Source organism: Lentzea albida (assembly GCF_900111005.1).
Lineage (GTDB): Bacteria > Actinomycetota > Actinomycetes > Mycobacteriales > Pseudonocardiaceae > Lentzea > Lentzea albida.
The window spans coordinates 300,863-327,506 of the sequence record NZ_FOFV01000010.1 but is presented as its reverse complement, the minus strand read 5'-3'; the positions used below and the strand labels follow the sequence as shown (position 1 = coordinate 327,506).

21 protein-coding genes are annotated in these 26,644 nt (G+C 70.1%); 16 read left to right on the top strand and 5 right to left on the bottom strand.

From position 1 onward, the window contains the following. Positions 1–134: 134 nt before the first annotated feature. The 7 genes from BMY74_RS25270 to BMY74_RS25240 all read left to right on the top strand — a co-directional run bounded on the left by BMY74_RS25270 (position 135) and on the right by BMY74_RS25240 (position 7,507). The gene (locus BMY74_RS25270) at positions 135–1,157 is read left to right on the top strand and encodes a LacI family DNA-binding transcriptional regulator (protein WP_425434856.1); all 1,023 of its coding nucleotides are present in this window, start codon (positions 135–137) and stop codon (positions 1,155–1,157) included. Positions 1,158–1,651: 494 nt separating this feature from the next. After that, the gene (locus tag BMY74_RS25265) at positions 1,652–2,932 is read left to right on the top strand and encodes an ABC transporter substrate-binding protein (RefSeq protein WP_089920205.1); all 1,281 of its coding nucleotides are present in this window, start codon (positions 1,652–1,654) and stop codon (positions 2,930–2,932) included. Positions 2,933–2,952: 20 nt separating this feature from the next. Then, on the top strand, positions 2,953–3,891 hold the full coding sequence (locus tag BMY74_RS25260; RefSeq protein ID WP_245786346.1) for a carbohydrate ABC transporter permease: 939 nt from the start codon (positions 2,953–2,955) through the stop codon (positions 3,889–3,891). Beyond that, positions 3,891–4,703 (top strand): carbohydrate ABC transporter permease, encoded by an 813-nt coding sequence (locus BMY74_RS25255; RefSeq protein ID WP_089920320.1) that lies wholly within the window; start codon positions 3,891–3,893, stop codon positions 4,701–4,703. Before BMY74_RS25260 ends, BMY74_RS25255 begins: the two co-directional genes overlap by 1 nt. Before the next feature lie 2 nt (positions 4,704–4,705). Further along, complete coding sequence (locus tag BMY74_RS25250) at positions 4,706–6,082, top strand: GH1 family beta-glucosidase (RefSeq protein ID WP_089920201.1); 1,377 nt, start codon at positions 4,706–4,708, stop codon at positions 6,080–6,082. Beyond that, complete coding sequence (locus BMY74_RS25245; protein ID WP_089920199.1) at positions 6,079–7,101, top strand: LacI family DNA-binding transcriptional regulator; 1,023 nt, start codon at positions 6,079–6,081, stop codon at positions 7,099–7,101. Before BMY74_RS25250 ends, BMY74_RS25245 begins: the two co-directional genes overlap by 4 nt. A 97-nt stretch (positions 7,102–7,198) precedes the next feature. After that, positions 7,199–7,507, top strand: coding sequence for a hypothetical protein (locus BMY74_RS25240; protein ID WP_089920197.1), 309 nt, complete (start codon positions 7,199–7,201; stop codon positions 7,505–7,507). A gap of 80 nt (positions 7,508–7,587) precedes the next feature. Here BMY74_RS25240 and BMY74_RS25235 read toward each other — a convergent pair whose 3' ends face one another. Continuing rightward, on the bottom strand, positions 7,588–8,145 hold the full coding sequence (locus BMY74_RS25235; RefSeq protein WP_089920195.1) for an NAD(P)H-dependent oxidoreductase: 558 nt from the start codon (positions 8,143–8,145) through the stop codon (positions 7,588–7,590). Between the two features lie 86 nt (positions 8,146–8,231). On the opposite strand from BMY74_RS25235, the gene BMY74_RS25230 reads away from it, so the two are divergent. The 7 genes from BMY74_RS25230 (at position 8,232) to BMY74_RS25200 (ending at position 20,186) form a co-directional block, all read left to right on the top strand. Next, complete coding sequence (locus tag BMY74_RS25230; protein ID WP_245786345.1) at positions 8,232–8,828, top strand: TetR/AcrR family transcriptional regulator; 597 nt, start codon at positions 8,232–8,234, stop codon at positions 8,826–8,828. Between the two features lie 139 nt (positions 8,829–8,967). Then, positions 8,968–11,541 carry a glycoside hydrolase family 9 protein gene (locus tag BMY74_RS25225; RefSeq protein ID WP_089920192.1) on the top strand — a complete coding sequence of 858 codons (2,574 nt, stop codon included), beginning with the start codon at positions 8,968–8,970 and terminating at the stop codon, positions 11,539–11,541. Between the two features lie 628 nt (positions 11,542–12,169). Next, the gene (chvE, locus tag BMY74_RS25220) at positions 12,170–13,255 is read left to right on the top strand and encodes a multiple monosaccharide ABC transporter substrate-binding protein (RefSeq protein WP_089920190.1); all 1,086 of its coding nucleotides are present in this window, start codon (positions 12,170–12,172) and stop codon (positions 13,253–13,255) included. Between the two features lie 26 nt (positions 13,256–13,281). After that, the gene (mmsA, locus tag BMY74_RS25215; RefSeq protein WP_089920318.1) at positions 13,282–14,787 is read left to right on the top strand and encodes a multiple monosaccharide ABC transporter ATP-binding protein; all 1,506 of its coding nucleotides are present in this window, start codon (positions 13,282–13,284) and stop codon (positions 14,785–14,787) included. Beyond that, positions 14,784–15,998: a multiple monosaccharide ABC transporter permease gene (gene mmsB, locus BMY74_RS25210; protein WP_089920188.1), complete on the top strand. Its 1,215-nt coding sequence runs from the start codon at positions 14,784–14,786 to the stop codon at positions 15,996–15,998. Before mmsA ends, mmsB begins: the two co-directional genes overlap by 4 nt. 19 nt (positions 15,999–16,017) lie before the next feature. Continuing rightward, positions 16,018–19,086: a family 43 glycosylhydrolase gene (locus BMY74_RS25205; protein WP_089920187.1), complete on the top strand. Its 3,069-nt coding sequence runs from the start codon at positions 16,018–16,020 to the stop codon at positions 19,084–19,086. A gap of 14 nt (positions 19,087–19,100) precedes the next feature. After that, complete coding sequence (locus BMY74_RS25200; RefSeq protein WP_089920185.1) at positions 19,101–20,186, top strand: aldose epimerase family protein; 1,086 nt, start codon at positions 19,101–19,103, stop codon at positions 20,184–20,186. 1 nt (position 20,187) lies between these two features. On the opposite strand, the gene BMY74_RS25195 is transcribed toward BMY74_RS25200, so the two are convergent. Together BMY74_RS25195 and BMY74_RS25190 are read right to left on the bottom strand one after the other, a co-directional pair. Further along, positions 20,188–20,520 (bottom strand): hypothetical protein, encoded by a 333-nt coding sequence (locus BMY74_RS25195; protein WP_089920183.1) that lies wholly within the window; start codon positions 20,518–20,520, stop codon positions 20,188–20,190. Between the two features lie 53 nt (positions 20,521–20,573). Beyond that, positions 20,574–20,984: an NUDIX domain-containing protein gene (locus tag BMY74_RS25190; RefSeq protein ID WP_218159733.1), complete on the bottom strand. Its 411-nt coding sequence runs from the start codon at positions 20,982–20,984 to the stop codon at positions 20,574–20,576. Between the two features lie 148 nt (positions 20,985–21,132). Here BMY74_RS25190 and BMY74_RS25185 point away from each other — a divergent pair, with 148 nt between their 5' ends. Both BMY74_RS25185 and BMY74_RS25180 read left to right on the top strand, forming a co-directional pair. Beyond that, on the top strand, positions 21,133–22,659 hold the full coding sequence (locus tag BMY74_RS25185) for an AMP-binding protein (RefSeq protein ID WP_089920178.1): 1,527 nt from the start codon (positions 21,133–21,135) through the stop codon (positions 22,657–22,659). A 7-nt stretch (positions 22,660–22,666) separates the two neighbouring features. Continuing rightward, entirely contained in the window at positions 22,667–22,885 is a 219-nt protein-coding gene (locus BMY74_RS25180) for a sigma factor-like helix-turn-helix DNA-binding protein (protein WP_218159732.1), read from the top strand. Here BMY74_RS25180 and BMY74_RS25175 read toward each other — a convergent pair. Then, a complete protein-coding gene (locus BMY74_RS25175; RefSeq protein ID WP_089920316.1) occupies positions 22,872–24,809 on the bottom strand; it encodes a family 43 glycosylhydrolase in 1,938 nt (645 codons plus the stop codon). The genes BMY74_RS25180 and BMY74_RS25175 overlap by 14 nt on opposite strands. Continuing rightward, positions 24,806–26,599: a glycoside hydrolase family 27 protein gene (locus tag BMY74_RS25170; protein ID WP_245786344.1), complete on the bottom strand. Its 1,794-nt coding sequence runs from the start codon at positions 26,597–26,599 to the stop codon at positions 24,806–24,808. The genes BMY74_RS25175 and BMY74_RS25170 overlap by 4 nt, the downstream gene beginning before the upstream one ends. Positions 26,600–26,644 lie beyond the last annotated feature (45 nt).

The window sequence follows — 26,644 nt, the reverse complement described above, 5'->3', positions numbered from 1 at the left end:
CGGCACAGGCGTCCCGCTCCGTACCCAGCCGCGTTCCCGGCACACCGGCGTGCCGGGAACGCGCTCTCACGATGTGACACGCGGGTGTTTCGTCACATTCGAATTGATGTTCGCGGACTCCTACGATGAGCGGCATGACGGAGATCGACCGGCAACGACGGCCCGGCCCGCGGATCGAGGAGGTCGCGCGGCTCGCCGGGGTGTCCAAGTCGACGGTCTCGAGGGTGATCAACGGCGAGCAGTACGTGAGCGCCAGGGCCCGCGACGCCGTGCACACCGCGATCACGCACCTGAAGTACAGCCCGAACCAGGCGGCCCGCTCCCTCGCGGGCAGCAAGGCGAACGCCATCGCGCTGATCGTGTCCGAACAGGGCAGCAGGGTGCTGGGCGACCCGTTCTTCGCGGGCGTGATGCGCGGTGTCCACGCCGAACTGACCGGGCGGCGCATCCAGCTGCTGCTCATGCTCAGCCGCCCGGAGGACCACGAGGACCTCCTCGCCTACCTGGCGGGCGGCCACGTGGACGGCGCCCTCCTGGTGAGCCTGCACGGCGACGACCCGCTGCCGCACCTGCTGCAGGAGATCGGCCTCCCGGTCGTGGTCGGCGGCCGCCCGCTCGCCGCGGGCACGGTCCCGTTCGTGGACTCGGACAACTTCACCGGCGGCCTCGACGCCGTGCGGCACCTGGTGTCGCTCGGCCGCACGAGGATCGCGACCGTGGCGGGCCCGCGCGACATGGCGGCGGGCCTCGACAGGCTGAGCGGCTGGCGCCGGGGCCTGGGCGAGGCGCGGCTGTCCGCGGACCTCGTCGCCGAGGCCGACTTCACGCCGGAGAGCGGTGCCGGCGCGATGGAGGAGCTGCTGCGCCGCGCCCCCGACCTCGACGCGGTGTTCGTCGCGGCCGACATCATCGCCCTGGGCGTGCTGCAGGTGCTGCACGCCCGCGGGCTGCGCGTGCCCGAGGACGTGGCGGTGGTGGGGTTCGACGACTCGCTGCTCGCGTCCACCGCGACCCCGCCGCTGACGACCGTGCGGCAGGACGTCGAGCAGCTGGGGCGGACCATGACCTGGCGGCTGCTGGGTGAACTGGCGGGCGACTCCGGGTTGCCGCCCTCGCTGCTGCTGCCGACCTCACTGGTGCGGCGGGCGAGCGCCTGAGGGTGGGCGCGGCAGGCTGACGAACGCGCCCATGCCGCTCAACCGGTGCCTGCTGCCCAACCGGTGCACGCTGCCGCCGGTGCACGCTGCCCAGCGGTGCACGCTGCCGCCGGCCTCGCCGGCGGGGCGGACGTCGCCCTTCGGTCACACGCACCTCTCTGCCGTGCCCCTGACACACGTGCCGTCCCACGAGCGGAGCCCGTCGCCCACCCGGTCGGCGCCCGTTTCCGCGGTGCGTCGGCACCGCGTCCGGTGCCGCGTTCCGTGCCGATCCCAGCACGTAGTGTTAACCCATTGGTCACATCTCCGGGAGCGCTCCCAGGTTTCCCAACTGTGACCTGAGCCATGAACAGCCAGGTCACCCAGCCAACGGCACCGGAAAACGCCTGGTGCGGCCGGAAGTGTGTCTTGACACACGTTCGAAGCCGGGACGACACTCCTCCCCGTCTGGGAGCGCTCCCAGAACCCGCCGCCGAGACCAGAGGAGTTCTCCCGTGCGACACCGTTGGATCAGCGTGCTGATCTGTGCCGCCACCACAGCCGCCGTCACCACAGCGTGCGGGTCAGGCGGGGCCAGTCAGTCCGCGGATGGAAAGACCGAGCTGACGATCGCGACGTTCAACGAGTTCGGGTACGAGGAGCTGTTCAAGGAGTACGAGGCCGCTCACCCGGACGTCAAGATCACCCAGCGCAAGACCGGCCAGGGCCAGCCCCACCACCAGAACCTGTTCACCAAGCTCGGTGCGGGCTCCGGTCTCGCGGACATCGAGGGCGTCGAAGAGGGCTACCTGAGCCAGTTCATGTCGAAGGCCGGGCAGTTCAACGATCTCAAGGAGATCGGCCCGAAGATCGAGGACGACCGCTGGCTCGCGTGGAAGACCCAGGCGATCACCACCAAGGACGGCAAGCTCATGGGCTACGGGACCGACATCGGCCCGCTCGCCATGTGCTACCGCAAGGACCTGTTCGAGAAGGCCGGTCTGCCGTCCGACCCCGAGGGCGTCAAGGCGCTCTTCACGACGTGGGACGCGTACTTCGCGGCCGGTGACCAGTTCATCGCCAAGGTTCCCGGTGTCGCGTGGTTCGACAGCGCCGCGCAGGTCTACAACGCCATGCACAACCAGCTGGAGACCGGCTACTACGACAAGTCCGACAAGCTGGTCATCGACAGCAACACCGCCATCAAGGCCAACTGGAACACCGTGACCGCGGCTGTCGCGAAGGGACAGTCGGCCCGGCTCGGCGCGTTCAGCAACGAGTGGAACACCGGCTTCAAGCTCGGCAAGTTCGCCACCAAGACCTGCCCGTCGTGGATGCTCGGCGTGGTGGAGTCGCAGGCGGGTCCCGAGAACAAGGGCCTCTGGGCGGTCACCGACGCGTTCCCGAACGGTGGCGGCAACTGGGGCGGCTCGTACCTGACCGTGCCGAAGCAGAGCAAGAACGCGAAGAAGGCCGCCGAGCTCGCCGCCTGGCTGACCGCGCCGGAGCAGCAGATCAAGGCGTTCAAGGCCAAGGGCACGTTCCCGAGCCAGGTCAAGGCGCTCGACGCGCCGGAGCTGCTCGAGCAGACCAACGCGTACTTCGGTGACGTCAAGGCCGGCACGCTGTTCGCCACGCAGGCCAAGAAGATCAAGGCCGCGCAGTACAAGGGCCCGGCCGACGGCCAGATCCAGGAGACGGTCGTCAGCCCGGCGCTGCAGTCCGTCGAGCAGGGCAAGAGCCCTGACGAGGCCTGGAAGGCAGCGGTCGAGGGTGCCCAGAAGGCGGCCAAGTAGTGACCGCCACTCTCTCCAAGGTGGACCGCGGGCGAGCGCAGGAGGCTCGCCCGCGGCCTCCGCGGCGGTACCGGCTGTCCAACCTGGACACCAAGGTGTCGCCGTACCTGTTCGTAGCACCCTTCTTCGTGCTGTTCGCGACGATCGGGCTCTTCCCGTTGCTCTACACGGCGTACGTCTCCCTGTTCGACTGGGAGGTCGGCGCCGACGAGCCGCTGTTCATCGGCCTGGAGAACTACCGGACGCTGTTCGAGGACGACCAGTTCTGGAACGCGCTGTTCAACACCTTCAGCATCTTCGTGCTCTCCAGCGGTCCGCAGATCGTCGTCGCGGTCCTCCTCGCGGCGCTGCTCAACGCGAACCTGCGCGCCCGCACCGGGTGGCGGATGGGCGTGCTGCTCCCCTACGTGGCGAGCCTCGTGGCGCTGACGATCATCTTCGGCAACCTGTTCGGCCCCCAGTACGGGCTGGTGAACGACGTGCTCGGGCTCATCGGCATCGACCCGATCGACTGGCAGGCCAGCACGTTCGGCAGCCACGTGGCCATCGCGTCGATGGTCAACTGGCGGTGGACCGGCTACAACGCGCTGATCGTCCTCGCCGCGATGCAGGCGATCCCCCGGGACGTCTACGAGGCCGCGTTGGTGGACGGCGCGAGCGCGCTGCGGCGGTTCTTCAGCATCACGCTCCCGCTGCTGAAGCCGACGCTGATCTTCGTGATCGTCACCTCGACGATCGGCGGTCTGCAGATCTTCACCGAGCCGAAGCTGTTCGAGCCCTCCGGTGGCAGCGGCGGCGGCACGGAGCACCAGTACCAGACCGTCGTGCTCTACCTCTACCAGTCGGCGTTCCAGGGCCTCGACCTCGGCTACGCCTCCGCCATCGCGTGGGTGCTGTTCCTGGTCGTCATCGCCGTGGCAGGCCTCAACTTCTTCCTCACCAGGAGGGCCGTCAAGTGATGCGACGACCGTCCTTCGCGATCTACGGCTTCCTCGCCGCGTTCGTGCTGGGCTCCGCCTTCCCGTTCTACTGGTCGTTCCTGGTCGCGAGCCGCGACAACTCGGTGCTGACCGGCGACTTCACGCTGGTCCCCGGCGGGAACTTCTGGTCGAACGCCGTGCGCGTGTTCGACACCGTCCCGTTCTGGAAGGCGCTGGGCAACAGCTTCATCGTGTCCGGCACGGTGACGCTGTCGGTGGTGCTGCTGTCGACGCTGGCCGGGTTCGCCTTCGCCAAGCTGAGGTTCCGCGGCCGCGGTGTGCTGTTCCTGTTCGTGGTGGCGACGCTGGCGGTGCCGACCCAGCTCGGCATCATCCCGCTGTACATGGCGATGGCCGAGTTCGGCTGGGCCGGTGAGCTCGAGGCCGTGATCGTGCCGAACCTCGTGACCGCGTTCGGCGTGTTCTGGATGCGCCAGTACCTCCTCGACGCCATCCCCGACGAACTCGTCGAGGCGGCGCGCATGGACGGTTGCAGCCTGTGGCGCGCGTTCTGGCACGTCGCCCTGCCCGCCGCCCGCCCTGCCGCCGCGATGCTGGGCGTGTTCACGTTCATGCAGTCCTGGAACGACTTCCTGTGGCCGTTGGTGGTCCTCAACGCGGACAACCCGACGTTGCAGGTCGCGCTGGAGAAGCTGCAAAGCGGTTACTACGTCGACTACTCGCTCGTCCTCGCCGGGACCACGCTCGCCACGGTTCCGGTCCTCATCGTTTTCCTCGTGCTCGGGCGGCAGATCGTCGCCGGTGTGATGCAGGGCGCCGTCAAGGGGTGAAAATGGAGAACATTGTTTTCCCGCAGGGTTTTCTGTGGGGAGCCGCGACCGCCGCGTTCCAGGTGGAAGGTGCGACCGACGTGGACGGTCGCACCGACTCCATCTGGGACGAGTTCTGCCGGCAACCCGGCAAGGTGGTGGGCGGCGACTGCGGTGAACCCGCCGCCGACCACTACCGGCGCTTCGAGCAGGACGTCGCCATGATGGCGGACCTGGGGATCAAGGCCTACCGGTTCTCGATCGCCTGGCCGCGCGTGCGACCGGACGGCGGCAAGGTCAACCAGGCAGGACTCGACTTCTACCAGCGGCTGGTCGACTCGCTGCTGGCGCACGACATCGTGCCGTGGCCGACGCTCTACCACTGGGACCTGCCGCAGACGCTCGAGGAGTCGGGTGGCTGGGCGAACCGCGACACCGCGTACCGGTTCGCCGAGTACGCCGCCGCCACCGTCGAGGCGCTCGGAGACCGGGTCGGCACCTGGACGACGCTGAACGAGCCGTGGTGCTCCGCGTTCCTCGGTTACGCCGCGGGCGTCCACGCACCGGGCCGCACGGAACCGGCCGCCGCCGCCGCGGCCGTGCACCACCTGCTGCTCGGGCACGGCCTCGCGAACGAGACCATCCGCGCCGCGCGGCCGGACGCCAAGGTGGGCATCACGCTCAACATGTACCCGATCATCCCCGTCGACCCGGACAACCCCGCGGACCTCGACGTGGCGCGCAGGCTCGACGGGCTGCAGCAGCGGATCTTCCTGGACCCGTTGCTGCGTGGCGAGTACCCGGCCGACATCCTCGAGGACCTCGAGCCGTTCGGGTTCGGCGAGCACGTCCACGACGGCGACCTGAAGGTGATCTCGGGCCCGATGGACATGCTCGGCGTCAACTACTACACCGAGCACTACGTCAGCTCGACGCCCAACGGCGAGGCCGGTCCGTCACCGTGGATCGGCGTGCAGCACGCCTCGTTCCCGCCCAGGGACGCCCCCATCACCGACATGGGCTGGGAGGTCAGGCCGGACGGGCTCACCACCGTCCTCATGCGGGTGCACAACGACTACCCGCGCCTCCCGCTCTACATCACCGAGAACGGCGCCGCGTTCCGCGACGACTTCTCGGGCACCGGTGCCATCGACGACGTGGACCGCACCGGTTTCATCGCCTCCCACCTGCGCGCCGCCCACGCGGCGATCGAGGCGGGGGTCGACCTGCGCGGCTACTTCTGCTGGTCGCTGCTGGACAACTTCGAGTGGGCAGAGGGGTACGCGAAGCGGTTCGGCATCGTCCACGTCGACTACGACACCCAGATCCGCACGCCGAAGATGAGTGCGAGGTGGTTCAGCAGGGTGGCCCGCGACAACGCGCTGGTCGCCGTCTCATGACGGAAGGCAGGAGTCGGCGCCCCGGCCCGCGCATCGAGGAGGTCGCACGCGTGGCCGGGGTGTCGAAGTCCACCGTGTCCAGGGTGATCAACGGCGAGAAGTACGTGAGCGAGCGGTCGCGCCAGGCGGTGCACCGCGCGATCGCCATGCTCGGGTACAGCCCCAACCACGCCGCGAGGACCCTGGCGGGCAGCAAGGCGAACGCGATCGCGCTGGTGATCTCGGAGCAGGGCAGCCGGGTCCTCGCCGACCCGTTCTTCGCCGGGGTCCTGCGCGGGGTGCACGCCGAGCTCGCCGGACACCACGTGCAGCTCCTGCTGATGATGAACCAGCCGCTCGACGGTGAGGACCAGGTCGCCTACCTCACCGGCGGGCACGTCGACGGGGCGCTCGTCGTGAGCCTGCACGGCGAGGACCCGTTGCCGAGAACGTTGCACGAGACGGGGCTGCCCACGGTGGTGGGCGGCCGTCCGCTCGTGGGCGGCACCGTCCCGTTCGTCGACGCGGACAACTTCAACGGCGCGCTGGGCGCCGTCCGGTTCCTGATCTCGCTGGGCCGCGAGAAGATCGCCACCATCGCCGGCCCGCACGACATGGCCGTCGGCATGGACCGCCTGAGCGGCTGGCGGTGCGGCCTCGCGGAACACGGCATGCCCGTCGAACTCGTCGCGCACGCCACCGACTTCACCCCGGAGAGCGGCGCGCTCGCGATGGAGGACCTGCTGCGCCGCGCCCCCGACCTCGACGCGGTCTTCGTCGCCGCGGACATCATGGCGCTGGGCGCGTTGCGGGTGCTCCAGACGCGCGGCTACCGGATCCCGGACGACGTCGCGGTGGTGGGCTTCGACGACTCCGTGCTCGCCTCGACGGCCGTCCCCCCGCTCACGACGGTCCGGCAGGACGTCGAGGGCTTCGGCCGCACCATGACGTGGCGCCTGCTCGCCGAACTGGCGGGCGAGGAGAAGCTGCCGCAGTCGATGCTGCTGCCGACGTCCCTGGTGCGCAGGACCAGCGCCTGATCCATTCGCCGTGGAAGCTTTTCGCCCGAAACCCTGAACCAGCGCCCGGACCAGGCCGTATTACGACGTACGAGCGGATGACGAGCGGGGGGCGCGGATGCAGGCGGGCCGATTCTTCGACGAGTCGCGGGACGATCCGGAGCTGCCGGAGACCGCGGTGCTGCGCGTGTTGTGGATGACCGCGCAGGGAATGGTGTGGCCATGGCTGCTGCAAAGCATGTGCCGGCGCGACGCCATCAAGCACGCCCTGCAGGCGGAGCTGATCTGGGCACCGGTGGGCGACCACCTCGGGTACCACATCACGGACGAGGGCCGGCGGCGGATCATGGCCTGGTACCAGGACCACCGGCCCGGTGCCGGGGCCGACGAGGACGCGGACGACTGGCGCGCCGTGACCATGCGCTGATCAGGCGGCGGCTGGCATCGGAGGGGGCGACGCGGCGGCCGACCCCCTCGTAGGCGGGGCCGGCCGCCGCGTCACTCGCCTCAGACCGCGGCGGTCGCCTTCGCGGCCAGGCCCTCGATCACGCCGGCCAGCTTCTCGGTGACCTCCGGGTCGTCCACCGGGTGCAGCTCGGCGAAGCGCACCACGGAGCCGGGGATCGACAGCGTGAGCTCCTCGGCCACCTCGGCACCGGCGATCTTCGCGGCCTTGCGGGCCTCGTCCTGCGCCCAGACGCCGCCGTACTGGCCGAACGCGGTGCCGACGACGGCGACCGGCTTGCCGGACAGGGCGCCGGCGCCGTAGGGGCGCGACAGCCAGTCGATGGCGTTCTTCAGCACGGCGGGGATGGTGCCGTTGTACTCGGGCGAGACCAGCAGCAGCGCGTCGGCCTCGGCGGCCGCCTCGCGCAGCTTCACGGCCTCGGCGGGGACGGTGCCCTCGTGGTCGATGTCCTCGTTGTAGAACGGCACGGAGCCCAGGCCGTCGAACACGCCGAGCTCGACGTGCTCCGGCGCGATCTGGACCGCGGCCTCGGCGAGCCTGCGGTTGTGCGAACCGGAACGAAGGCTGCCGACGAGCGTGAGGATGCGGACGGCCATGACGTGACTCCCAGGTGCAGGCTGTGTTTGAACGACTACACCCTAAACGGGACGCGGCCCGTTTATCTTCCGTCTAGGCTGTGGAGGTGATCGACGGCACACCCCTCCCCCTCGTGGGCCCGCAGTCCGCCCTGCGCGCGGACGCCGTGCGCAACCGCGCGCTGCTGCTGGAAGCGGCGGCCGAGCTGGCGAGCGAGCGGGGGGCGGCGGCGATCACGATGGAGACCGTGGCGGCCGCGGCCGGGGTCGGCAAGGGCACCGTGTCGCGGCGCTTCGGCGACCGCAACGGGCTGTTGCAGGCGCTGCTGGACCGCTCGGAGGTCCTGTTCCAGGAGGCGTTCCTGAGTGGACCGCCGCCACTCGGGCCCGGCGCGGACGCGGCGGCGCGGCTCAGGGCGTTCGGACCGGCCCTGCTGCGGCACGAGCACGCCCACCGCGACCTCTACCTCGCGGCCGAGCCGACGCCCGAGCGCCGCTTCTCGGTGCCGGCCCGGCAGTTGCGCCACCGGCACGTCGCCCTGCTCGTGCGCGCCGTTCTCCCCGGCGCCGACGCGGAACTGCTCGCCCACACGCTGCTGGCGTCGGTGGACGTCGTGCTGGTCGACCACTTCCTCCGCCCGGGGGCATCGCTGGAGCGGCTCGAGAAGGGCTGGCACGACCTGCTCGACCGCCTCCTGCACTGAGGATCGAATCGAAATCGACGGTCGAACGGGATCGGTCGCCCGCCAAGGGTTGTAGCCGTTGCCGCCTTCGCCCTACGGTGCGTTCTGGGAGCGCTCCCAGAACGCAGCACCGTCGACGAGGACGGAGAACCTCAGTCCCATGAGATCGTTACCCCCACGCCTGCTCGCCGCGACCCTGCTCGCGACGCTCACGGCCGCCTCGGTCCACGCGCCGGCCGCGGCGGCGGACTACGAACGCGTGCTCAACGGAACGTTCGAGAGCGGCTCCGCCGATCCCTGGTGGAGTGGCGCCGGCGTCACGAACCGGGTCACCGGCGGCGAACTGTGCGCGGCGGTCACCGGCGGCACGACGAACCCCTGGGACGCGCTGATCGGCCAGAACGGCGTGCCGTTCGAGACCGGCCAGTCCTACACGTTCTCGTTCGACGCCCGTGCGACCACCGCGCAACCCGTCACGGCCGCCGCCGGCGAGAGCGTCAGCCCGTACCGCGGCATCGCCAGCCAGCAGTTCGCGGTCTCCCCCGAGAAGCAACGGTTCTCGTTCACCTTCACGTCCACTTTGGACTTCCCGGACGCGGGCAACGGCCAGGTCGCGTTCCAGCTGGGCGGCCAGCCCTCCGACAACACGATCTGCGTGGACAACGTCTCGGTGGTCGGCGGCGTGAAGCCCCCTGGTGGTGTGAACCCCAACCCCGCCAAGAAGGTCCAGGTCGACCTGGTGGCGTACGTGCCGGGTCTGCCCAAGCGCGCGACGCTCGTGTCCGGCGCCACGACCCCGCAGACGTGGACGCTGAAGAACTCGGCGGGCGTGGCGGTGGCGTCCGGCCAGAGCACGCCGAAGGGCGCGGACGCGACGTCGGGCGACTCGACGCACCTGATCGACTTCTCGTCGTTCGACACGCCCGGCACCGGCTACACGCTGTCGGTCGGCGAGGACACCAGCTTCCCGTTCGACATCTCCGCCGACCCGGTGAAGCGGCTGCGCTACGACTCGCTCGCGTTCTTCTACCACCAGCGCAGCGGCACGCCGATCGAGGCGCAGTACGTCGGTGACGAGTACGCGCGCCCGGCGGCGCACCTCAACGTCGCGCCGAACCAGGGCGACAACAACGTGCCGTGCCGCGCCGACCTCGCGTGCGGCTACACGCTCGACGTGCGCGGCGGCTGGTACGACGCGGGCGACCACGGCAAGTACGTGGTCAACGGCGGCATCGCGACCTGGCAGCTGCTCAACGCCTACGAGCGCGCGTCCCGCCTCGGCGACGCGACCGCGTACCGCGACGGCTCGATGAACATCCCGGAGAAGGCCAACGGCGTGCCGGACCTGCTCGACGAGGCGCGCTGGGAGGTCGACTTCCTGCTCAAGATGCAGGCGCCCGACGGCATGGCGCACCACAAGGTCCACGACGCGAACTGGACCGCGCTGCCCACCCGTCCCGAACTGGACGACCAGCCGCGCCGCCTGTCCGCGACCAGCACGGCCGCGACGCTGAACCTGGCCGCCGTCGCCGCGCAGGCGTCCCGGCTGTGGAAGAGCATCGACGCGACCTACTCCTCGACGTTGCTGGCGGCGGCCCGCAAGGCGTACGCGGCGGCCAAGGCGAACCCGGCCAAGCTCGCCGACCCGAACGACGGCACCGGCGGCGGCGCGTACAGCGACGACACCGTGACCGACGAGTTCTACTGGGCCGCCTCGGAGCTCTACGCGACGACCGGTGACGCGGCCTACCGCACCGACGTGACCGGCTCCTCGCACTACAAGGCGGCGAGCCTGAACCGCGGCGGGTTCCACTGGGGCGGAACGGCTCCGCTGGGCGACATCACCCTCGCCCTCGCCCCGAACGGCCTGCCCGCGGCGGACGTGTCCGCGATCAAGTCGGCCTTCGCGTCGGTCGCGGACCAGCACCTGACCGCGATGGCGGGCATGGGCTACGCCGCGCCGTACGACAACAGCACCGCGGGCTACGTCTGGGGCTCGAACTCCACGGTCCTCAACAACGCCCAGGTGCTGGCGCTCGCGTTCGACTTCACCGGCACCGCCAAGTACCGCGACGGCGTCTTCGAGGCACTGCACTACGTCCTCGGCCGCAACCCGCTCAGCACCTCGTACGTCGCCGGCTACGGCGACCAGGCGATGGTCAACGCCCACCACCGCTTCTGGGCCCACCAGAACGACCCGGCCCTGCCGATCGCGCCGCCCGGTTCCCTCTCCGGCGGCCCGAACAGCGCGTTGCAGGACCCGGTGGCGCAGCGCCTGCTCACCGGCTGCCCGCAGCAGAAGTGCTGGGTGGACGACATCGGCGCCTACTCGGTGAACGAGGTGGCGATCAACTGGAACTCCGCCCTCGCCTGGGTGTCCGGCTGGGCGGCGGAGAAGTCCGGCACCCCGACCACGCCGAAGTCCGACTGCGAGGTGAACTTCAGCGCCGGCCGCTGGAACGACGGCCTGTCGGCGCAGGTGAAGATCACCAACACCGGTACGGCCGCGTGGACGTCCTGGAAGCTCGGGTTCGCACTGCCCGGCACCCAGCGGGTCACCTCCGGGTGGTCGGCGACGTGGAGCCAGACCGGGCGGGACGTGACGGCGACGAGCATGTCGTGGAACGGCGAGCTCAAGCCCGGCAGGACCGTCCAGATCGGATTCAACGGGTCCGGGTCCGGGGCGGATCCGACCGTCTTCACGGTGAACGGGAAGACCTGCAAGACCGTGTGAGGCGACGCTCGGGACGCGCGCCCGCTGTCACTTCGGTGGCGGCGGGCGCGCTGCCGTTCGGGCGGGGCGTCCGCTCTGGCCGCTTCGGTGGCGGGCGCGTTGCCGTGGAAGCGCTCCGGTAGGCCGCCCACCGTGCCTGCTGCCACCTCGGTGGCGGGCGCGCGGCCGCCTCGAGGCTCTGCCAGGCAGTCAACCGCGCCCGCTGTCACTTCGGTGGCGGCGAGCGCGCTGCCGTTCGGGCGGGGCGTCCGCTCTGCCCACTGCCCACTTCGGTGGTGGGCGCGCTGCCCTCCAAGCGCTCCGGCAGGCCGCCCTCCGCACCCGCTGCCACTCCGGCGCGCGCTGCCGTTCGGACGGTCCGGTGCGGCGAACGGCGGCGGCTCGGTGATCCGGCGGCGCGACCACCGGCTCCCCACCTGGCCGACTCGCCGGACAACGCTGTCACAACGCTGTCACAACCCGACCGTCGCGGCACGGCGCGACCTCCCTCCACCTGCCGCTCACCACCCCTGTGAGCGCTAACAGGCGTCACCTGGCGTTATCCAGATGGAACTTGACGGACATGTTGTTAGCGATAACACTCGCCGCCTACAGCACTGTTGCCTGTCGGTGCCATCGAGGAGAAGCAATGAGGCTTGCCCGGATCGCGGCCACCACCGCACTGGCCGTCACGCTCGCCGCCTGCGGTTCGGCGCAGAAGACGGTCGACCAGCAGAGCGGGTCCAGCGAAGGCGCCCTGGTGGGCGTCACCATGCCCACCCGGTCGTCGGAGCGCTGGATCCACGACGGCGACAACATCAAGAAGGCGTTGGAGGGCAAGGGGTACAAGGTCGACCTCCAGTACGCGGAGAACGACATCCCCACCCAGGCCAACCAGATCGAGAACCAGATCACCAAGGGCGCGAAGCTGCTGATCGTCGCCTCGATCGACGGCACCGCGATCACGTCGCAGCTGCAGCAGGCCGCCGACGCGAAGATCCCGGTGATCGCGTACGACCGGCTGATCCGCAAGAGCCCGAACGTCGACTACTACGCGACGTTCGACAACTTCAAGGTCGGCGTGGAGCAGGCGAACTCGCTCGTGGCCGGGCTGAAGACCAAGGGCGAGGGCCCGTTCAACATCGAGCTGTTCGCGGGCTCGCCGGACGACAACAACGCCACGTTCTTCTTCAACGGCGCGATGTCCGTGCTCCAGCCGCTCATCGACCAGGGCAAGTTCGTCGTGAAGTCGGGCCAGAAGGACTTCAAGACCGTCGCGATCCTGCGCTGGGACCCGGCGACCGCGCAGAAGCGCATGGAGGACCTGCTCACCTCGACCTACGGCGGTGCCAAGGTCGACGGCGTGCTGTCGCCCTACGACGGCATCTCGATCGGCATCCTCTCGGCGCTCAAGAGCGGCGGCTACGGCACGGCCGGCCAGGCCTACCCGATCGTCACGGGTCAGGACGCGGAGGTCGCCTCGGTGAAGTCGATCATCGCCGGTGAGCAGTACTCGACGATCCACAAGGACACCCGCCTGCTCGCCGACGTCACGGTGAAGATGGCCGACGCGGTGCTCAAGGGCGGCAAGCCCGAGGTCAACAACACCAAGGACTACGACAACGGTGTCAAGGTCGTCCCGTCGTTCCTGCTGCAGCCCGTCCCGGTGGACAAGGCGAACTACCAGAAGGAACTGATCGACTCCGGCTACTACACCGCAGACCAGCTCAGGTAGGTCAGGTGTCCGACGAAATCCTGGTGATGCGCGGCATCACCAAGAGGTTCGCGGGGGTCACCGCGCTGCACGAGGTCTCGCTGACCGTGCGGCGCGGTGAGATCCACGCGATCTGCGGTGAGAACGGCGCGGGCAAGTCCACGCTGATGAAGGTGCTGTCCGGGGTGCACCCGCACGGTACGTACGAGGGCGACATCCTGTTCGAGGGCGAGCCGTGCGCGTTCAACGGCGTCCGGGACAGCGAGCGGCGCGGCATCGTGATCATCCACCAGGAGCTGGCGCTGTGCGGTCAGCTCTCGGTGGCGGAGAACCTGTTCCTGGGCAACGAGAGGGCGCGGCGCGGGTTCATCGACTGGAACCGCACCAACCACGAGGCCCAGGCGCTGCTCGACCGCGTCGGCCTGCGGGAGAACCCGACGACGCCCGTCAACGACCTCGGTGTCGGCAAGCAGCAGCTGGTCGAGATCGCCAAGGCGCTGTCCAAGGAGGTCAGCCTCCTCATCCTGGACGAGCCGACGGCCGCGCTGAACGACGACGACTCGCAGCACCTGCTCGACCTGCTCGACGGGCTGCGCTCCGAGGGCATCACCTGCGTGATCATCTCCCACAAGCTGGGCGAGGTCACCAGGATCGCCGACACCGTCACCGTGCTGCGCGACGGCAGGACGATCGAGACGTTGCCCGCCAAGGGGCTGAGCGAGGAACGCATCATCGCCGGCATGGTCGGCCGCGACCTCGAGCACCGGTTCCCGCCGCGCACGCCGGACGTCGGCGAGGAGATCCTGCGCATCGTGGACTGGACCGTGCACAGCCCCGCCCAGCCGGACCGCAAGGTCGTCGACGGCGCCACGCTCACGTTGCGGCGCGGGGAGATCGTGGGTCTCGCCGGGTTGATGGGAGCGGGGCGCACCGAGCTCGCGATGAGCGTGTTCGGCCGCTCGTACGGCGTCGGCGTCTCCGGACGCGTCGTGAAGGACGGCCGCGAGATCGACACGCGGACCGTGCGCGGGGCCATCGACCACGGCATCGCGTACGTGAGCGAGGACCGCAAGCGCTACGGGCTCAACCTGATCGACGGCGTGCAGCGCAACGTCTCGGCGGCGGCGCTCGGCAAGCTGTCGAGCCGCGGCTGGGTCAACGAGAACGAGGAGTACACGGTCGCGGAGCGGTTCCGCAGGTCGATGGGCATCCGGACGTCGTCCGTGTCGACGCCGACGGGCACGCTGTCCGGCGGCAACCAGCAGAAGGTCGTGCTGGCGAAGTGGATGTTCACGGACCCGGACGTGCTGATCCTCGACGAGCCGACGCGCGGCATCGACGTCGGCGCCAAGTACGAGATCTACTCGATCATCAACGACCTCGCCGCCCAGGGCCGCGCGGTGCTGGTGATCTCCTCGGAGCTGCCGGAGCTCCTCGGCCTGTGCGACCGCGTGTACGCGCTCTCGGAAGGCCGCATCACCGGCGAGGTGAGCCGTGAAGAGGCCACGCAGGAACGTCTCATGCAGTTCATGACACGAGGACAGAGTTCATGACCACGAAGATCGCGCCCTCACCGGCCGCCGCCCCGCCGTCCCAGCCCCGGCGGTTCTCGATCAACCTGCGGCAGTCGGGCATCTACGTCGCCTTCGCGCTGATCGTCGTGCTGTTCACGGTGCTGACGGACGGGGCGTTGCTGCAACCGCAGAACATCTCGAACATCATCGTGCAGAACTCGTACGTGCTGATCCTCGCGATCGGCATGATCCTGGTGATCATCGGCGGGCACATCGACCTCTCGGTCGGCTCGACCGTGGCGCTGACAGGTGCGGTCTGCGCGGTGCTGACCGTCCAATGGGGACTGCCGTGGCCGGTGGCGGTGCTGCTGACGCTGTTGTCCGGCGCGGTGATCGGCGCGGCGCAGGGCTACTGGATCGCGTACTTCGGCATCCCGGCGTTCATCGTGACGCTGGCGGGCATGCTGGTGTTCCGCGCGCTCACCCTGACCACGCTCGGCAACCAGGGCATCGGGCCGTTCCCGGACGAGATCCGGTCGCTGTCCAACGGCTTCACGGGCGGCTACCTCGGCAACATCGGCCTCGGCCCGCTGGGCGGCGCGGACCTCGTGAGCCTGCTCGCCGGTCTCGCGTGCGTCGCCGGCTTCGCGTTGTCGCAGTGGCGCAAGCGGTCCGCGCGGCTCGGCTACGGCCAGACGGTCGACCCGATGCCGGTGTTCGTGCTCAAGATCGTCGGCGTGGCCGTCGTCGTGATGGCCGTCGTCGTGCAGCTCGCCCGGTTCCGCAACCTGCCGTGGGTGCTCGTGCTGCTCGCGGCTCTCGCGCTCGGCTACTCGCTGATGGCGAACAACTCGGTGTTCGGACGGCACATCTACTCGATCGGCGGCAACCTGCAGGCCGCCACGCTGTCCGGCGTGAAGGTCAAGGCCGTCACGTTCTGGGTGTTCGTCAACATGGGCGCGCTCGCGGGGCTCGCCGGCGTGATCTTCGCCGGCCGCCTCAACCAGGCGGGTCCGACCGCCGGCATGTCGTTCGAGCTCGACGCCATCGCGGCCGCGTTCATCGGCGGCGCGGCGGTGCAGGGCGGTGTCGGCAAGGTCGTCGGCGCCATCACCGGCGGCCTGATCATGGGCGTGATCAACAACGGCATGTCGCTGATCGGCGCGCCCAGCGAACGCGTGATGCTCGTGAAGGGCCTCGTCCTGCTCGTCGCCGTCGCCTACGACGTCTGGACCAAGCGACGCGCCTGATTCGACCGGAAAGGCGAACATGGCACCCCTGCGCCACGTCGTCCTCACCGCGGTGCTGACCGCCGCGCTCCTCCCGTCCACTCCGGCCGCCGCCGAACCGCTCGTGCGGTCGGCGGCGGCCGCCGTCGAGGTGCCGAACCTCGGCGACGTCCGAGGGCACCTCACCCTGCCCACCACCGGCACCCACGGCACGACCGTCGCGTGGCGGTCGTCCGACAGCGCGGTGATCACCCCGACCGGTGAGGTGACCCGCCCTCCGGCGGGCGCCAGGCCGGCGAAGGTCGTGCTGACGGCGAAGGTCAGCCTCGGGCAGCAGAGCACCACCCGCGCCCTGACGGCCACCGTCGTCCCGTTGCCCGTCGCGGAACCCCTGGCTGGCTACGGCTTCTTCTACTTCACCGGTGAGAGCAGCCCGATCGGCGAGCAGATCTACGCCGCCGCGAGCAACGGAAACAACCCGCTCGACTTCTCCGAGGTCAACGGCGGCAGGCCGATCCTGAAGTCGAGCCTCGGCGAGCTGGGCGTGCGCGACCCGTTCATCCTGCGCTCCCCCGACGGCGACAGGTTCTACCTGCTGGCCACCGACCTCAAGATCAACGGCGGCCGCGGCTGGGACGCGGCCCAGCGCACCGGCAGCCGGTCGATCATGGTGTGGGAGTCGACGGACCTGCGGAACTGGTCCCGCCAGCGCAGCGTCCAGGTCTCACCGCCGACCGCGGGCAACACGTGGGCACCGGAGGCGTTCTGGGACGCCCGCCGCGGCACCTACGTCGTCTACTGGGCCTCGAAGCTCTACGCGGAGAACGACCCGAACCACACCGGCACCAGCTACAACCGGATGATGTACGCGACCACGCGCGACTTCGTCACCTTCACCCCGGCGAAGGTGTGGATCGACCCCGGTTACTCGGTGATCGACTCGACGGTCATCGAGCACGACGGCACGTACTACCGCTACACCAAGGACGAGCGGAACAACTCGTCGTCGTCGCCGTGCAGCAAGTACATCACCGCCGAGAAGTCCACCGACCTGCTCGACACGAGCTACGACTTCGTCGCCGAGTGCATCGGCAAGGCCACGCCGACGAGCCCCGGCCTGTCCGCGGGTGAGGGCCCGACAGGGTTCAAGTCCAACACCGAGGACAGGTGGTACCTGTTCATCGACGAGTACGGCGGCCGCGGCTACGTGCCGTTCGAGACGACCGACCTCGCGTCGGGCAGGTGGACGATGTCGACCGGCGCCCGCCTGCCCGCCTCTCCCCGGCACGGCACGGTCCTCCCGGTGACGCAGGCCGAGCTGAACCGCCTCACCGCTCCCCCGGCGCCGGTGAAGGCCGACAGCAGGGGCCTGGTCGCGCACTGGCCGCTCAACGGGTCCGCCGCCGACGCCACCGGTCACGGGTACGACGGCGTGCTCGCCGGCAACGCCACGTGGTCCGGAGGTTCCCTGTCGTTGAAGGGCGGGCACGTCCAACTGCCGAACAACCTGCTGACGGGCGCCCCGGCGGCCACGATCTCCGCCGACGTGCTGGTCGATCCGGCCCAGCAGACGCCGTACTTCCTCTACGGCTTCGGCAACACCGCGCCGAACGGGGTCGGCGACGGCTACCTGTTCAGCACCGGCGACACCTACCGCGGCGCGATCGCCACCGGCAACTGGGCGACCGAGCAGGGCGTGAACTCCGGCCGGGCGCTGCCGCGCGGGGTGTGGAAGAACGTGACGCTGACCGTCGGCAACGGTGTGGAAGTGCTCTACCTGGACGGGGTCGAGGTGGCGCGCACCACCGGTGTCACGACCAGACCGTCCGACATCGGCGGCGGGATCACCACGGCCAACTACCTCGGCCGGTCCGTGTACACGGCGGACAGGCCGTTGCTCGGCAGGATGAAGGACGTCCGCCTGTACAACCGCGCGCTCTCCGGCGGCGAGGTGGCCGCGCTCCCGTTCAACGCCACGCAGATCCGGTCGGTCACGCACGATTCGCTCCAAGCACCCGCGGTCGTCGGGTCCGGCAGGGTGGTGCTCCCCGTGCGGCCGGGCACCGACCTGCGGCGGGTCCGGCTCGGCTTCGAGCTCCCGCCGGGCGCCACCATCACCCCCGGCGGGCCGGTCGATCTGCGGAAACCCCGGCAGTTCGTCGTCCGGTCGGGGCGGGAGAGTCGGGTGTGGACGGTCGAGGCGCACGAGATGCGCAGCCCCGTGGTCCCGGGCCTCAACGCCGACCCGAACATCGTGGCGTTCGGCGACACCTACTACATGTACGCGACCACGGACGGCTTCGACGGCTGGAGCGGCACGAGGTTCTCGGCGTGGTCGTCGAAGGACCTGGTGAACTGGCGGGACGAGGGCGTGGTCCTCGACCTCGGGCCCGACGTGAGCTGGGCCGACCGCAACGCCTGGGCACCCGCGATCGCCGAACGCGACGGCAAGTACTACTTCTACTTCTGCGCCGAGGCCAAGATCGGGGTCGCGGTGGGCGACTCGCCGACCGGCCCGTTCACCGACTCCGGACAGCCGCTGGTCGCCCGCAACCCCGGCGGCGGCCAGGCCATCGACCCGGCGGTCTTCGTCGACCGCTCCGGGCAGCCCTACCTGTACTGGGGCAACGGTGAAGCACATGTGGTGCCGCTCAACGCCGACATGATCTCCTACGACCCGGGGAAGATCACCCGGCTCACCGGGCTGGCGGACTTCCGGGAAGGCCTGTTCGTGGTGGAACGCGCGGGCACCTACTACCTGAGCTGGTCGGTCGACGACACCCGCAGCGAGGATTATCGCGTGGCCTACGCGACAGGGCCCTCCCCCACCGGCCCGTTCACGAACCGCGGTGTGATCCTCGCCAAGGACCTGGCGCTCGGTGTGAAGGGCACCGGGCACAGCTCGATGCTCCGGGTGCCCGGCACCGACGACTGGTACCTCGCCTACCACCGGTTCGCCATCCCGGAGGGGGATGGCACGCACCGGGAGATCACGATAGACAGGATGGGGTTCGACCGGGACGGTTCGATCGTCCCGGTCAGACCGACCCTGGAAAGCGTCGCACCACAACGGATCCGGCCGCAGCACTGCCGCGCCCTGGTCACCTGATCACGAGGAGTTCGATGTCGCAGCGGGAACCCGCGCTCCACCGGGAACTGTTCGGCCACATCGGTGACACCGCCGTCCACCGGTACGTCCTGGCGTGGCCCGGTGGGCTCACCGTGCGCGTGCTGGACTACGGCGGCATCGTCCAGTCGCTGGAGGCGCCGGACCGCGACGGCGTCCCCGCCAACGTGGTGCTCGGGTTCTCCTCGCTCGACGACTACGTCAAGAACAGCCAGCCCGGCGAGAACAGGGTGTTCTTCGGCGCCGTCATCGGCCGGTACGCAAACCGGATCGCCCGCGGCGCCTTCACCCTCGACGACGTCGGCTACCGGCTGCCCGTCAACGACGGCCCGAACAGCCTGCACGGCGGGCCGAACGGCTTCGACACGCGGGTGTGGTCCGCGTCCGAACTGCGCGAACCGGACAGCGTGGGCGTGCGGCTCGACCTGGTGAGCCCGGACGGGGACGGCGGGTTCCCCGGCGCCGTGGCCGCGCAGGTGACGTACCGGCTCGACCGGCACAACCGCCTCACGATCACCTACACCGCGACCGCGGACGCGCCCACCGTCCTCAACATGACCAACCACACCTACTGGAACCTCGCCGGCGAGGGCACCGGCGACGTGCACGGCCAGTCGCTGATGCTGAACGCGGGCCGGTTCTGCCCGGTCGACGAGACGCTGATCCCGGTGGGCGACCCGGTCGCCGTGGACGGCGGCCCGTTCGACTTCCGGCTGCCGACGGCCATCGGCGCCCGCATCGGCGCGCCGCACCCGCAACTCGGCATCGCGGGCGGCTACGACCACAACTGGGTGCTGGACTCCTCCGGGGCGTCGTTCGCCGCGCAGGCGTGCGACCCGGGGTCCGGGCGGCTGCTGACGCTGTGGACCACCGAGCCGGGCCTGCAGTTCTACTCGGGCAACTTCCTCACCGACGACCTGGTCGGCACCGGCGGCCGCCCCTACGGTCCCGGTGCCGGGTTCGCCCTGGAGGCGCAGCACTTCCCGGACTCGCCGAACCGGCCGGACTTCCCCAGCACGGTGTTGCGGCCCGGCGAGGTCTACCACCAGGAGACGGTGTTCCAACTGTCCACTGCGGACTGACTCAGGCCGCGTGCGCGCACGTGGGGCAGCTGCACTCGGCACACGTGCAGTTGGCGCACGAGTCGTCGCAGCCGTCGCACGCGCAACGGGCGTGGTTGCAGGTGGGGCAGTCGCAGTCCGTGCAGTCGCACTGCGCGCAGGAGTCCGCGCAGTGCGCGCACCGGCACTTGTCGCACTCGTCGTAGTGCACACCGCGATCCGTCACGTGTTCGCGGTGCAGGTGGCCGTCGTGCAGGTAGTCGACGTGGTCGCGGTGCACGACGGCGTCGTGGCCGCAGCCGGGACCGTGGGTGTGGCGGTGCAGTTCGGCGGGAGCGTGGTCGACTGTCGTCATAGGACAGATGCTCATATGCGCAGACGACCACGACAAACCGGCGCGCCCGGTGATCATCCACCTGGGTGATGGCCGGCGCGCGCGAAGAACTCGGCGAGGATCGCGTTGTCCTCGTAGCCCAGTTCGTGGGCCGCGACCTCCTCCGGGGTGAACCACCGCAGCCGCTGACCCTCGGTGAGCACCACCCGGTCGAGGTCGAGGTCCGCCTCGGCCCAGAACGTGTGCTCGATGCCGTAGGAGCGCTCCTCGGAGCACAGGTGGTGCACGTCGTCCGCCCCGAGGACGACGCCCATCTCCTCCTCGATCTCCCGCCTGATGCACTCGTGCGGGGTCTCGCCCTCCTCGAGGTACCCGCCGGGCAGGCACCAGGTGTTCGGGAACCTGATCCCGGGCTTGTCGTCCCGCAGGTAGAGCAGCACCCGGCCCGCGGGGTTGATCATCACGATGTTCGTTCCCTCGTCCACCTCCCGACTCTGCCCGGCCGATCCCATACCGTGCAAGCCGATGCGACACAACGGCTTTATCGATTCGACCGGTGAATCGACAGCTTGTCACCACGACTGGTCTGTTTCGTTCAAGATGGAGGGACACCGCTCGTGAGGAGGTCCTGTCGTGGCAGCCGAGTTCCTGGAGACCGCCCTGCGGGGGCTGTCCGCCGCCGACAGCGCGCTGTTCCGGGCGTTCGGCGCCGGGCCGATCCGCACCCCTCCGTTCGACCACGTCCACCACGCGTTCGAGGCACACGCCGCCCAGCGCCCGCGCGCGACCGCGGTGGAGCACCTCGGCGAGTCGCTGACCTACGCGGAGCTCGACGCCAGGGCCGGGCTGCTGGCCGAACTCCTGATCCGCGGCGGCGTGCGTCCCGGTGACCACGTCGGCCTGTTCCTGACGCGGTCGATCTCCATGGTCGTGGGTGTCCTCGCGGTGCTCAAGGCGGGAGCGGCCTACGTGCCGCAGGACACCGCCACCGCGACGGAGGCCCGGTTGCGGCACGTCGTCCGCACCGCGCGCATCGACGTGGTGCTCACCACGAGCGCGGACGAGGTGCCCGACCACCTGGCGCGGATCGTCGTGGTCGACGCGCTGCCCGACGTCGGCGCGTTCTGCCGCACCATCACCGCCGAGTCGGACGCCGCCGCCGTGGTCTACAGCGGTGCCACCGGCGTGCGGATCTCCCACGCCAACCTGTGCAACGTCCTGCTCACCGCCCCCGGATCGCTGGGCATCACGCCGGGGACCAGGGTGTCGCAACTGCAGGACATCGCCTGCGACCTGGCGATCTGGGAGGTGCTCGGCACCCTCGCGAACGGAGGCACCCTCGTGCTCCGCGGCGACGACGCCGAGCAGACGGCGAGCGAGGCCGACGTCGTCATCGCCACACCGGGCGTGCTCGCGTCCCTGGACCCCGAGGTCTGCCACCGCGTCCGCACGGTCGTGGTCGCCGGCGAACGCTGCCCGCAGGCGCTGGCGGACACGTGGTCGACCCGCGTGGCCCTGCACCACGCGTACGGGCCGACCGAGGTCTCCATCGCCGCCGCGGTGCGGCGCCACGAACCGGGTGGCGGGCGGCTCACCCTCGGCAGGCCGGTGCCGAACACGACGGTGTACGTGCTCGGCGACGACCTCCAGCCGCTGCCCGCCGGTGCCGTCGGCGAGGTGTGGATCGGCGGCGCCGGCGTGACCGCGGGGTACGCGGGCGACCTCGACCTGACGGCGCGGCGGTACCGGCCCGACCCGTTCCTGAGGGGCGGCGGCCTGATGTTCCGCACCGGTGACCTCGGCAGGTGGACCGCCGACGGCGACCTGGAGCACCACGGCCGCGCCGGCGACCAGGTCGAGGTGCTCGGGCACCGCTTCGAGCTGGACGCGGTCACCGAGGCGCTGGAGGGGGCAGTGGGCTGCGAGCGCGCCACGACCCTGGTCCACGACGGGAGGCTCGTCGGGTTCATCAGTCCCGGCACGGCCGCGCCGGAGGTGGCCAAGCAGGCGGTCTCGCGGCGGTTGCCGCACTACTGCGTGCCGACGCTGATCGTGCCGGTCGACGCACTGCCCACGACGGATCGCGGCAAGGTCGACCGGCACGCACTTCTGTCCCGTTTGGACGGACGCCGTGCGCGGGCACTCCGCTCGCAGGTGTGAGGCACCCGTGAACGCACCCCGCAGTGCGGCCCTCGTCGCCGAGGCCTTGTCCTCGCTCGAACCCGAGCACCGGGTGGTGGTCGTGCGGGCCTTCTACCGCCACCGGTCCGTCGCCGAGCTCGCCGACGAACTGGGGCTGCCGCAGGACACCGTGAAATCGAGGTTGAACCACGGCCTGCACGCCTTGAGGAACGCCCTGCGGGACAACGGGGTCATGGAGTCGTGAGCTCGAAGCGCTGCACGGTGACCGATCCGCCCAGTGCCTGTGTGGCGTGGTTGAAGATGCCGAACCGGTAGCCCATGAAGAACTGCCACTCGTTCTTCAGCGTGAAGCCGGAGCCCAGCGACGTGAAGTTGACCCCGTCGGTGCTGTAGGAGAACCTGGCCTGCCGTCCGCTGCCGGGCCGGATGTCGGCGTTGGCGCGCAACCAGATCCGGGTTCCGGCGAGGTTCACGCTCGCGGTCTCGGTGCCGGTGCCCGTGGTGTTCCAGTTGCCGTCCATGGTCAGTCCGTTGACCACGACGACGCGGTTGCGGCCGTTGTCGCGCTTGACGCCTATCCACGCCGAGGAGTCGCGCAGCATCGCGAGACCGGTGCGGTCGCCGTCGCGCATCGAGGTCAGGTCCAGCGCGACGGTGCCGGTCGACGTCGGGCCCTGGACGCGGTGGGTGAGGGTGTTGCGGGCGTTGTAGAGGTCGTTGGTGACGGTCGCCGTGGACAGCCGCAGACCGTTGTTCACGCTGTACTTCGTGGTGTCCGGGTTGTGGTTCCACTCCCACTGCGGCTTGAGCACCGTGCCGTCGAAGGTGTCGACGCCGGTCATGGGTTTCACCGGCCGCGACGGCAGGTTCGGCATCGGGTAGTTCACGCCCCAGCCTCCGTTGGCGGTGGTGACGCGCGGCCAGCCGTCGGAGGTCCAGGTGATCGGCGCGAGCACCGGCACCCGCCCGCCGGGGTAGGCGTCCACGAACGCCATGTAGTACCAGTCGCCGTTCTGCGTCTGCACCAGACCGCCTTGGTGCGGCACTCCCCCGCCCTGGATCGGGCCGGGCATGTCCAGCAGCACCTGCTGCACGGTGTAGGGACCGAACGGGCTCGACGCCTTGAGCACGTACTGGCCGTTCGCGGGCCTGGTCAACCAGATGTAGTAGCTGCCGTTGCGCTTGTAGAACCGCGCACCCTCGAGCGTCCCGATGGTCGACGGGGTCTGGAACACCTGCTGCGACCGCACCTCCGACTTCCCGTCCGCCGAAAGCTGCGCGACGCTGATCGTCGTGTTGCCGTAGGCGACGTACATCGTGTCGTTGTCGTCGACCAGCATTCCGGCGTCGTAATAGCACTTGTTGATCGTCGACAGCTTCGACCACTGCGCGTCCACGGAGGTGGCGGTGTAGATGTGCGTCTGCGCGAAGTCGACGCAGCCACCCCAGTAGAAGGTGTTGTTGCTCTTGCGGTGGTTGAGGAACGACGCCCAGATGCCCCGCACGTACCCCCTGGCGCCGTTGAGGTCGTACTTGGCGCCGAAGTCCAGTCGCGGCACGGAATGTCCGGCGAACTCCCAGTTGACCAGGTCGTAGGACCGCAGGACCGGGGCCCCCGGCGAGTAGTGCATGGTCGACGCCGAGTAGTAGTAAGCGTCGCCGACGCGGATGATGTCGATGTCCGCGAAGTCCTGCCACAGCACCGGATTGGTGAAGGACGACGGCCTCGGCGTGGTGGTCGTGGTGGTTGTCGTGGTGGTCGTGGGTGTGCCGGTGTCCCCGCAGGTCGTTCCGTTGAGGCGGAAGGAGGCCGGTGCCGGGTTGGAGGAGCCGGCCGTGGCGTTGAACCCGAACTCGACCCGGCCACCGGACGGGATCGTCGCGTTGTAGCCGGCGTTGCGCGCGCTCACCTCCGCGCCGCTCTGCGTGATCACGGCGTTCCAGTGCTGCCCGACTTGCTGGCCGGACGCGTAGGTCCACTCCAGCGTCCAGCCGGTGATCGCGTCACCGGTGTTCGTGATGGACACGGAAGCGCCGAAACCGCCCTGCCACTCCGAGGTCTTCGTGTAGGTGACCGCACAGCCGGGAGCCGCCTGCGCCGCCGTGCTCGCGGCGACTCCCGCCGCCACCAGGGTGAGTGCCGACAACGCGGCCGGGAACCACCTCATGATCGCGTCCACCTCTGGTTGGACTGGCCGTTGCAGGTCCACAGCACGAGCCTCGAGCCGTTGGCCGTCGCGGCCCGTTCGACGTCGAGGCACAGGCCGGCGTTCGCGTTGCGCAGCGTCCCGTCGGAGCCGAACGTCCAGCGCTGGTTCGCCTGGCCGTTGCACTGCCAGACGATGACGCGCGTGCCGTTCGCGGTGCCCTGGTCGTAGGCGTCGAGGCACTTGTCCCCGAACACGCGCACCTCGCCGTTCGGCCAGGACGTCCACCGCTGCGACGCGGGCGTGAGGCAGTCCTGGATCACGACGGCGGTCCCGGCCGCGGTGGACCCGTTCTCGACGTCGAGGCAGCGGTTCGCCCCCGCCCCGCGCAACGGGGACGTGGTGCTCTGCACCGGGCTCCCGCCCGTCACCCGGTACACGGCGACGCCGTGCGCGGGAACGGAGGCGGAGATCGCGCCCGTGGTGGCGGACGTGCCGCCGGTCCACAGGTCGGTGAGGGTGAAGGCGCTCCCCGACAGACCGGTCTGGGCGGCCGTGGTGGTGATGGTCGCGGTGGCGTCGCCCCGGTTGAAGAGGCCGACGGCGACCGAGCCGTCCGCGAGGGGTTTGGCGAACACCTCCGCGGTCCCGTCGTCGCGCACCCTCCGCCCTCCCGCACCGAGGGCGTCCTGGTTCACCGCGATCAGGCGCTGGTTGCGCAGGACCGCGCTCACGTCGGCGGACATGGTGCGGATGTCGTTGCCCGCCATCAGCGGCGCCGCCATCAACGCCCAGAGCGCGAAGTGCGAGCGGGACTCGGTGAGGGTGAGCCCGGGGCGCCCGACCACCAGCATGTCCGGGTCGTTCCAGTGGCCGGGACCGGACTGCGCCGCGAGCGGGGCGGTGACGTCGAGGACGTTGCCCACGCCCATCGGATAGCTGTTGACGTTGCCGTTCTGCCAGATGTCCAGCAGGTCCTCGGTGGTGCGCCACAGGTCGGCGACCTGCCCCCAGTCGTACCGGTCGCCGGTGATGGCGTGGAAGCTGTTGGGGTTGATGCTGTAGACGATCGGCCGTCCGGTGGCGCGCAGGGCGTCGCGCATGATCGAGAACCGGGCCACCTGCTCGTCGCGGGTGCCGGCGCCCGAGCACCAGTCGTACTTGAGGTAGTCGACACCCCACGACGCGAACGTGCCGGCGTCCTGGACCTCGTGGCCCTTGCTGCCGGTCGAGCCGGGGTGGGCGCCGGTGGTCTGCGCGCACGTCCTCTCGTTCGGCACCTGGTAGATGCCGAACTTCAGGCCGCGGGCGTGGATGTAGTCGCCCAGCGCCTTCATGCCGCTGGGGAACTTCGACGGGTGCGAGCGGAGGTTGCCCGCCGAGTCGCGCTGCGGGTCGAACCAGCAGTCGTCCACGACGACGTACTGGTAGCCGGCGTCGCGCATGCCCGACGACACCATCGCCTCGGCGGCCTGGCGGACCTGGCCCTCGGTGATGCCGCAGCCGAAGCTGTTCCAGCTGTTCCACCCCAGGGGCGGGGTCTGGGCCGGGCTGCCGGGGGCCGCGGCGCTGGGACCGGTGGTGGGTGCGGCGGTGGCGAGACTGGCGGTGGCGGTGGCGGCGGTGCCGGTGCCGGTGGCGGGACCGGCAGCCGTCGCCGCAGCGGCGTCGGGGCCGGCGGTGGCGGGTGCGGTGGCGCTGCCCGGACCAGCGGCCGGTGCGGCAGCGGCGCTGGCGGGAGGCGCGGTGACCGCCACCGCTGCCAGGGCGGCGATCCCGAGACGCGTGAGTTTCCTGGACCGGAAGGGCATCGTCGCCCCTTTCTCCCCACGAGCGGCGCCACCGGGGTGCCGGTG

Excerpts from the sequence above, each read along its gene's own strand:
- BMY74_RS25170 (WP_245786344.1), bottom strand. The coding sequence starts at position 26,599 with ATGCCCTTCCGGTCCAGGAAACTCACGCGTCTCGGGATCGCCGCCCTG.
- BMY74_RS25240 (WP_089920197.1), top strand. The coding sequence starts at position 7,199 with ATGCAGGCGGGCCGATTCTTCGACGAGTCGCGGGACGATCCGGAGCTG.
- BMY74_RS25255 (WP_089920320.1), top strand. The coding sequence starts at position 3,891 with ATGCGACGACCGTCCTTCGCGATCTACGGCTTCCTCGCCGCGTTCGTG.
- BMY74_RS25245 (WP_089920199.1), top strand. The coding sequence starts at position 6,079 with ATGACGGAAGGCAGGAGTCGGCGCCCCGGCCCGCGCATCGAGGAGGTC.
- BMY74_RS25235 (WP_089920195.1), bottom strand. The coding sequence starts at position 8,145 with ATGGCCGTCCGCATCCTCACGCTCGTCGGCAGCCTTCGTTCCGGTTCG.
- BMY74_RS25250 (WP_089920201.1), top strand. The coding sequence starts at position 4,706 with ATGGAGAACATTGTTTTCCCGCAGGGTTTTCTGTGGGGAGCCGCGACC.
- BMY74_RS25175 (WP_089920316.1), bottom strand. The coding sequence starts at position 24,809 with ATGAGGTGGTTCCCGGCCGCGTTGTCGGCACTCACCCTGGTGGCGGCG.
- BMY74_RS25200 (WP_089920185.1), top strand. The coding sequence starts at position 19,101 with ATGTCGCAGCGGGAACCCGCGCTCCACCGGGAACTGTTCGGCCACATC.
- BMY74_RS25270 (WP_425434856.1), top strand. The coding sequence starts at position 135 with ATGACGGAGATCGACCGGCAACGACGGCCCGGCCCGCGGATCGAGGAG.
- BMY74_RS25225 (WP_089920192.1), top strand. The coding sequence starts at position 8,968 with ATGAGATCGTTACCCCCACGCCTGCTCGCCGCGACCCTGCTCGCGACG.
- mmsA (WP_089920318.1), top strand. The coding sequence starts at position 13,282 with ATGCGCGGCATCACCAAGAGGTTCGCGGGGGTCACCGCGCTGCACGAG.
- BMY74_RS25195 (WP_089920183.1), bottom strand. The coding sequence starts at position 20,520 with ATGACGACAGTCGACCACGCTCCCGCCGAACTGCACCGCCACACCCAC.
- mmsB (WP_089920188.1), top strand. The coding sequence starts at position 14,784 with ATGACCACGAAGATCGCGCCCTCACCGGCCGCCGCCCCGCCGTCCCAG.
- BMY74_RS25205 (WP_089920187.1), top strand. The coding sequence starts at position 16,018 with ATGGCACCCCTGCGCCACGTCGTCCTCACCGCGGTGCTGACCGCCGCG.
- chvE (WP_089920190.1), top strand. The coding sequence starts at position 12,170 with ATGAGGCTTGCCCGGATCGCGGCCACCACCGCACTGGCCGTCACGCTC.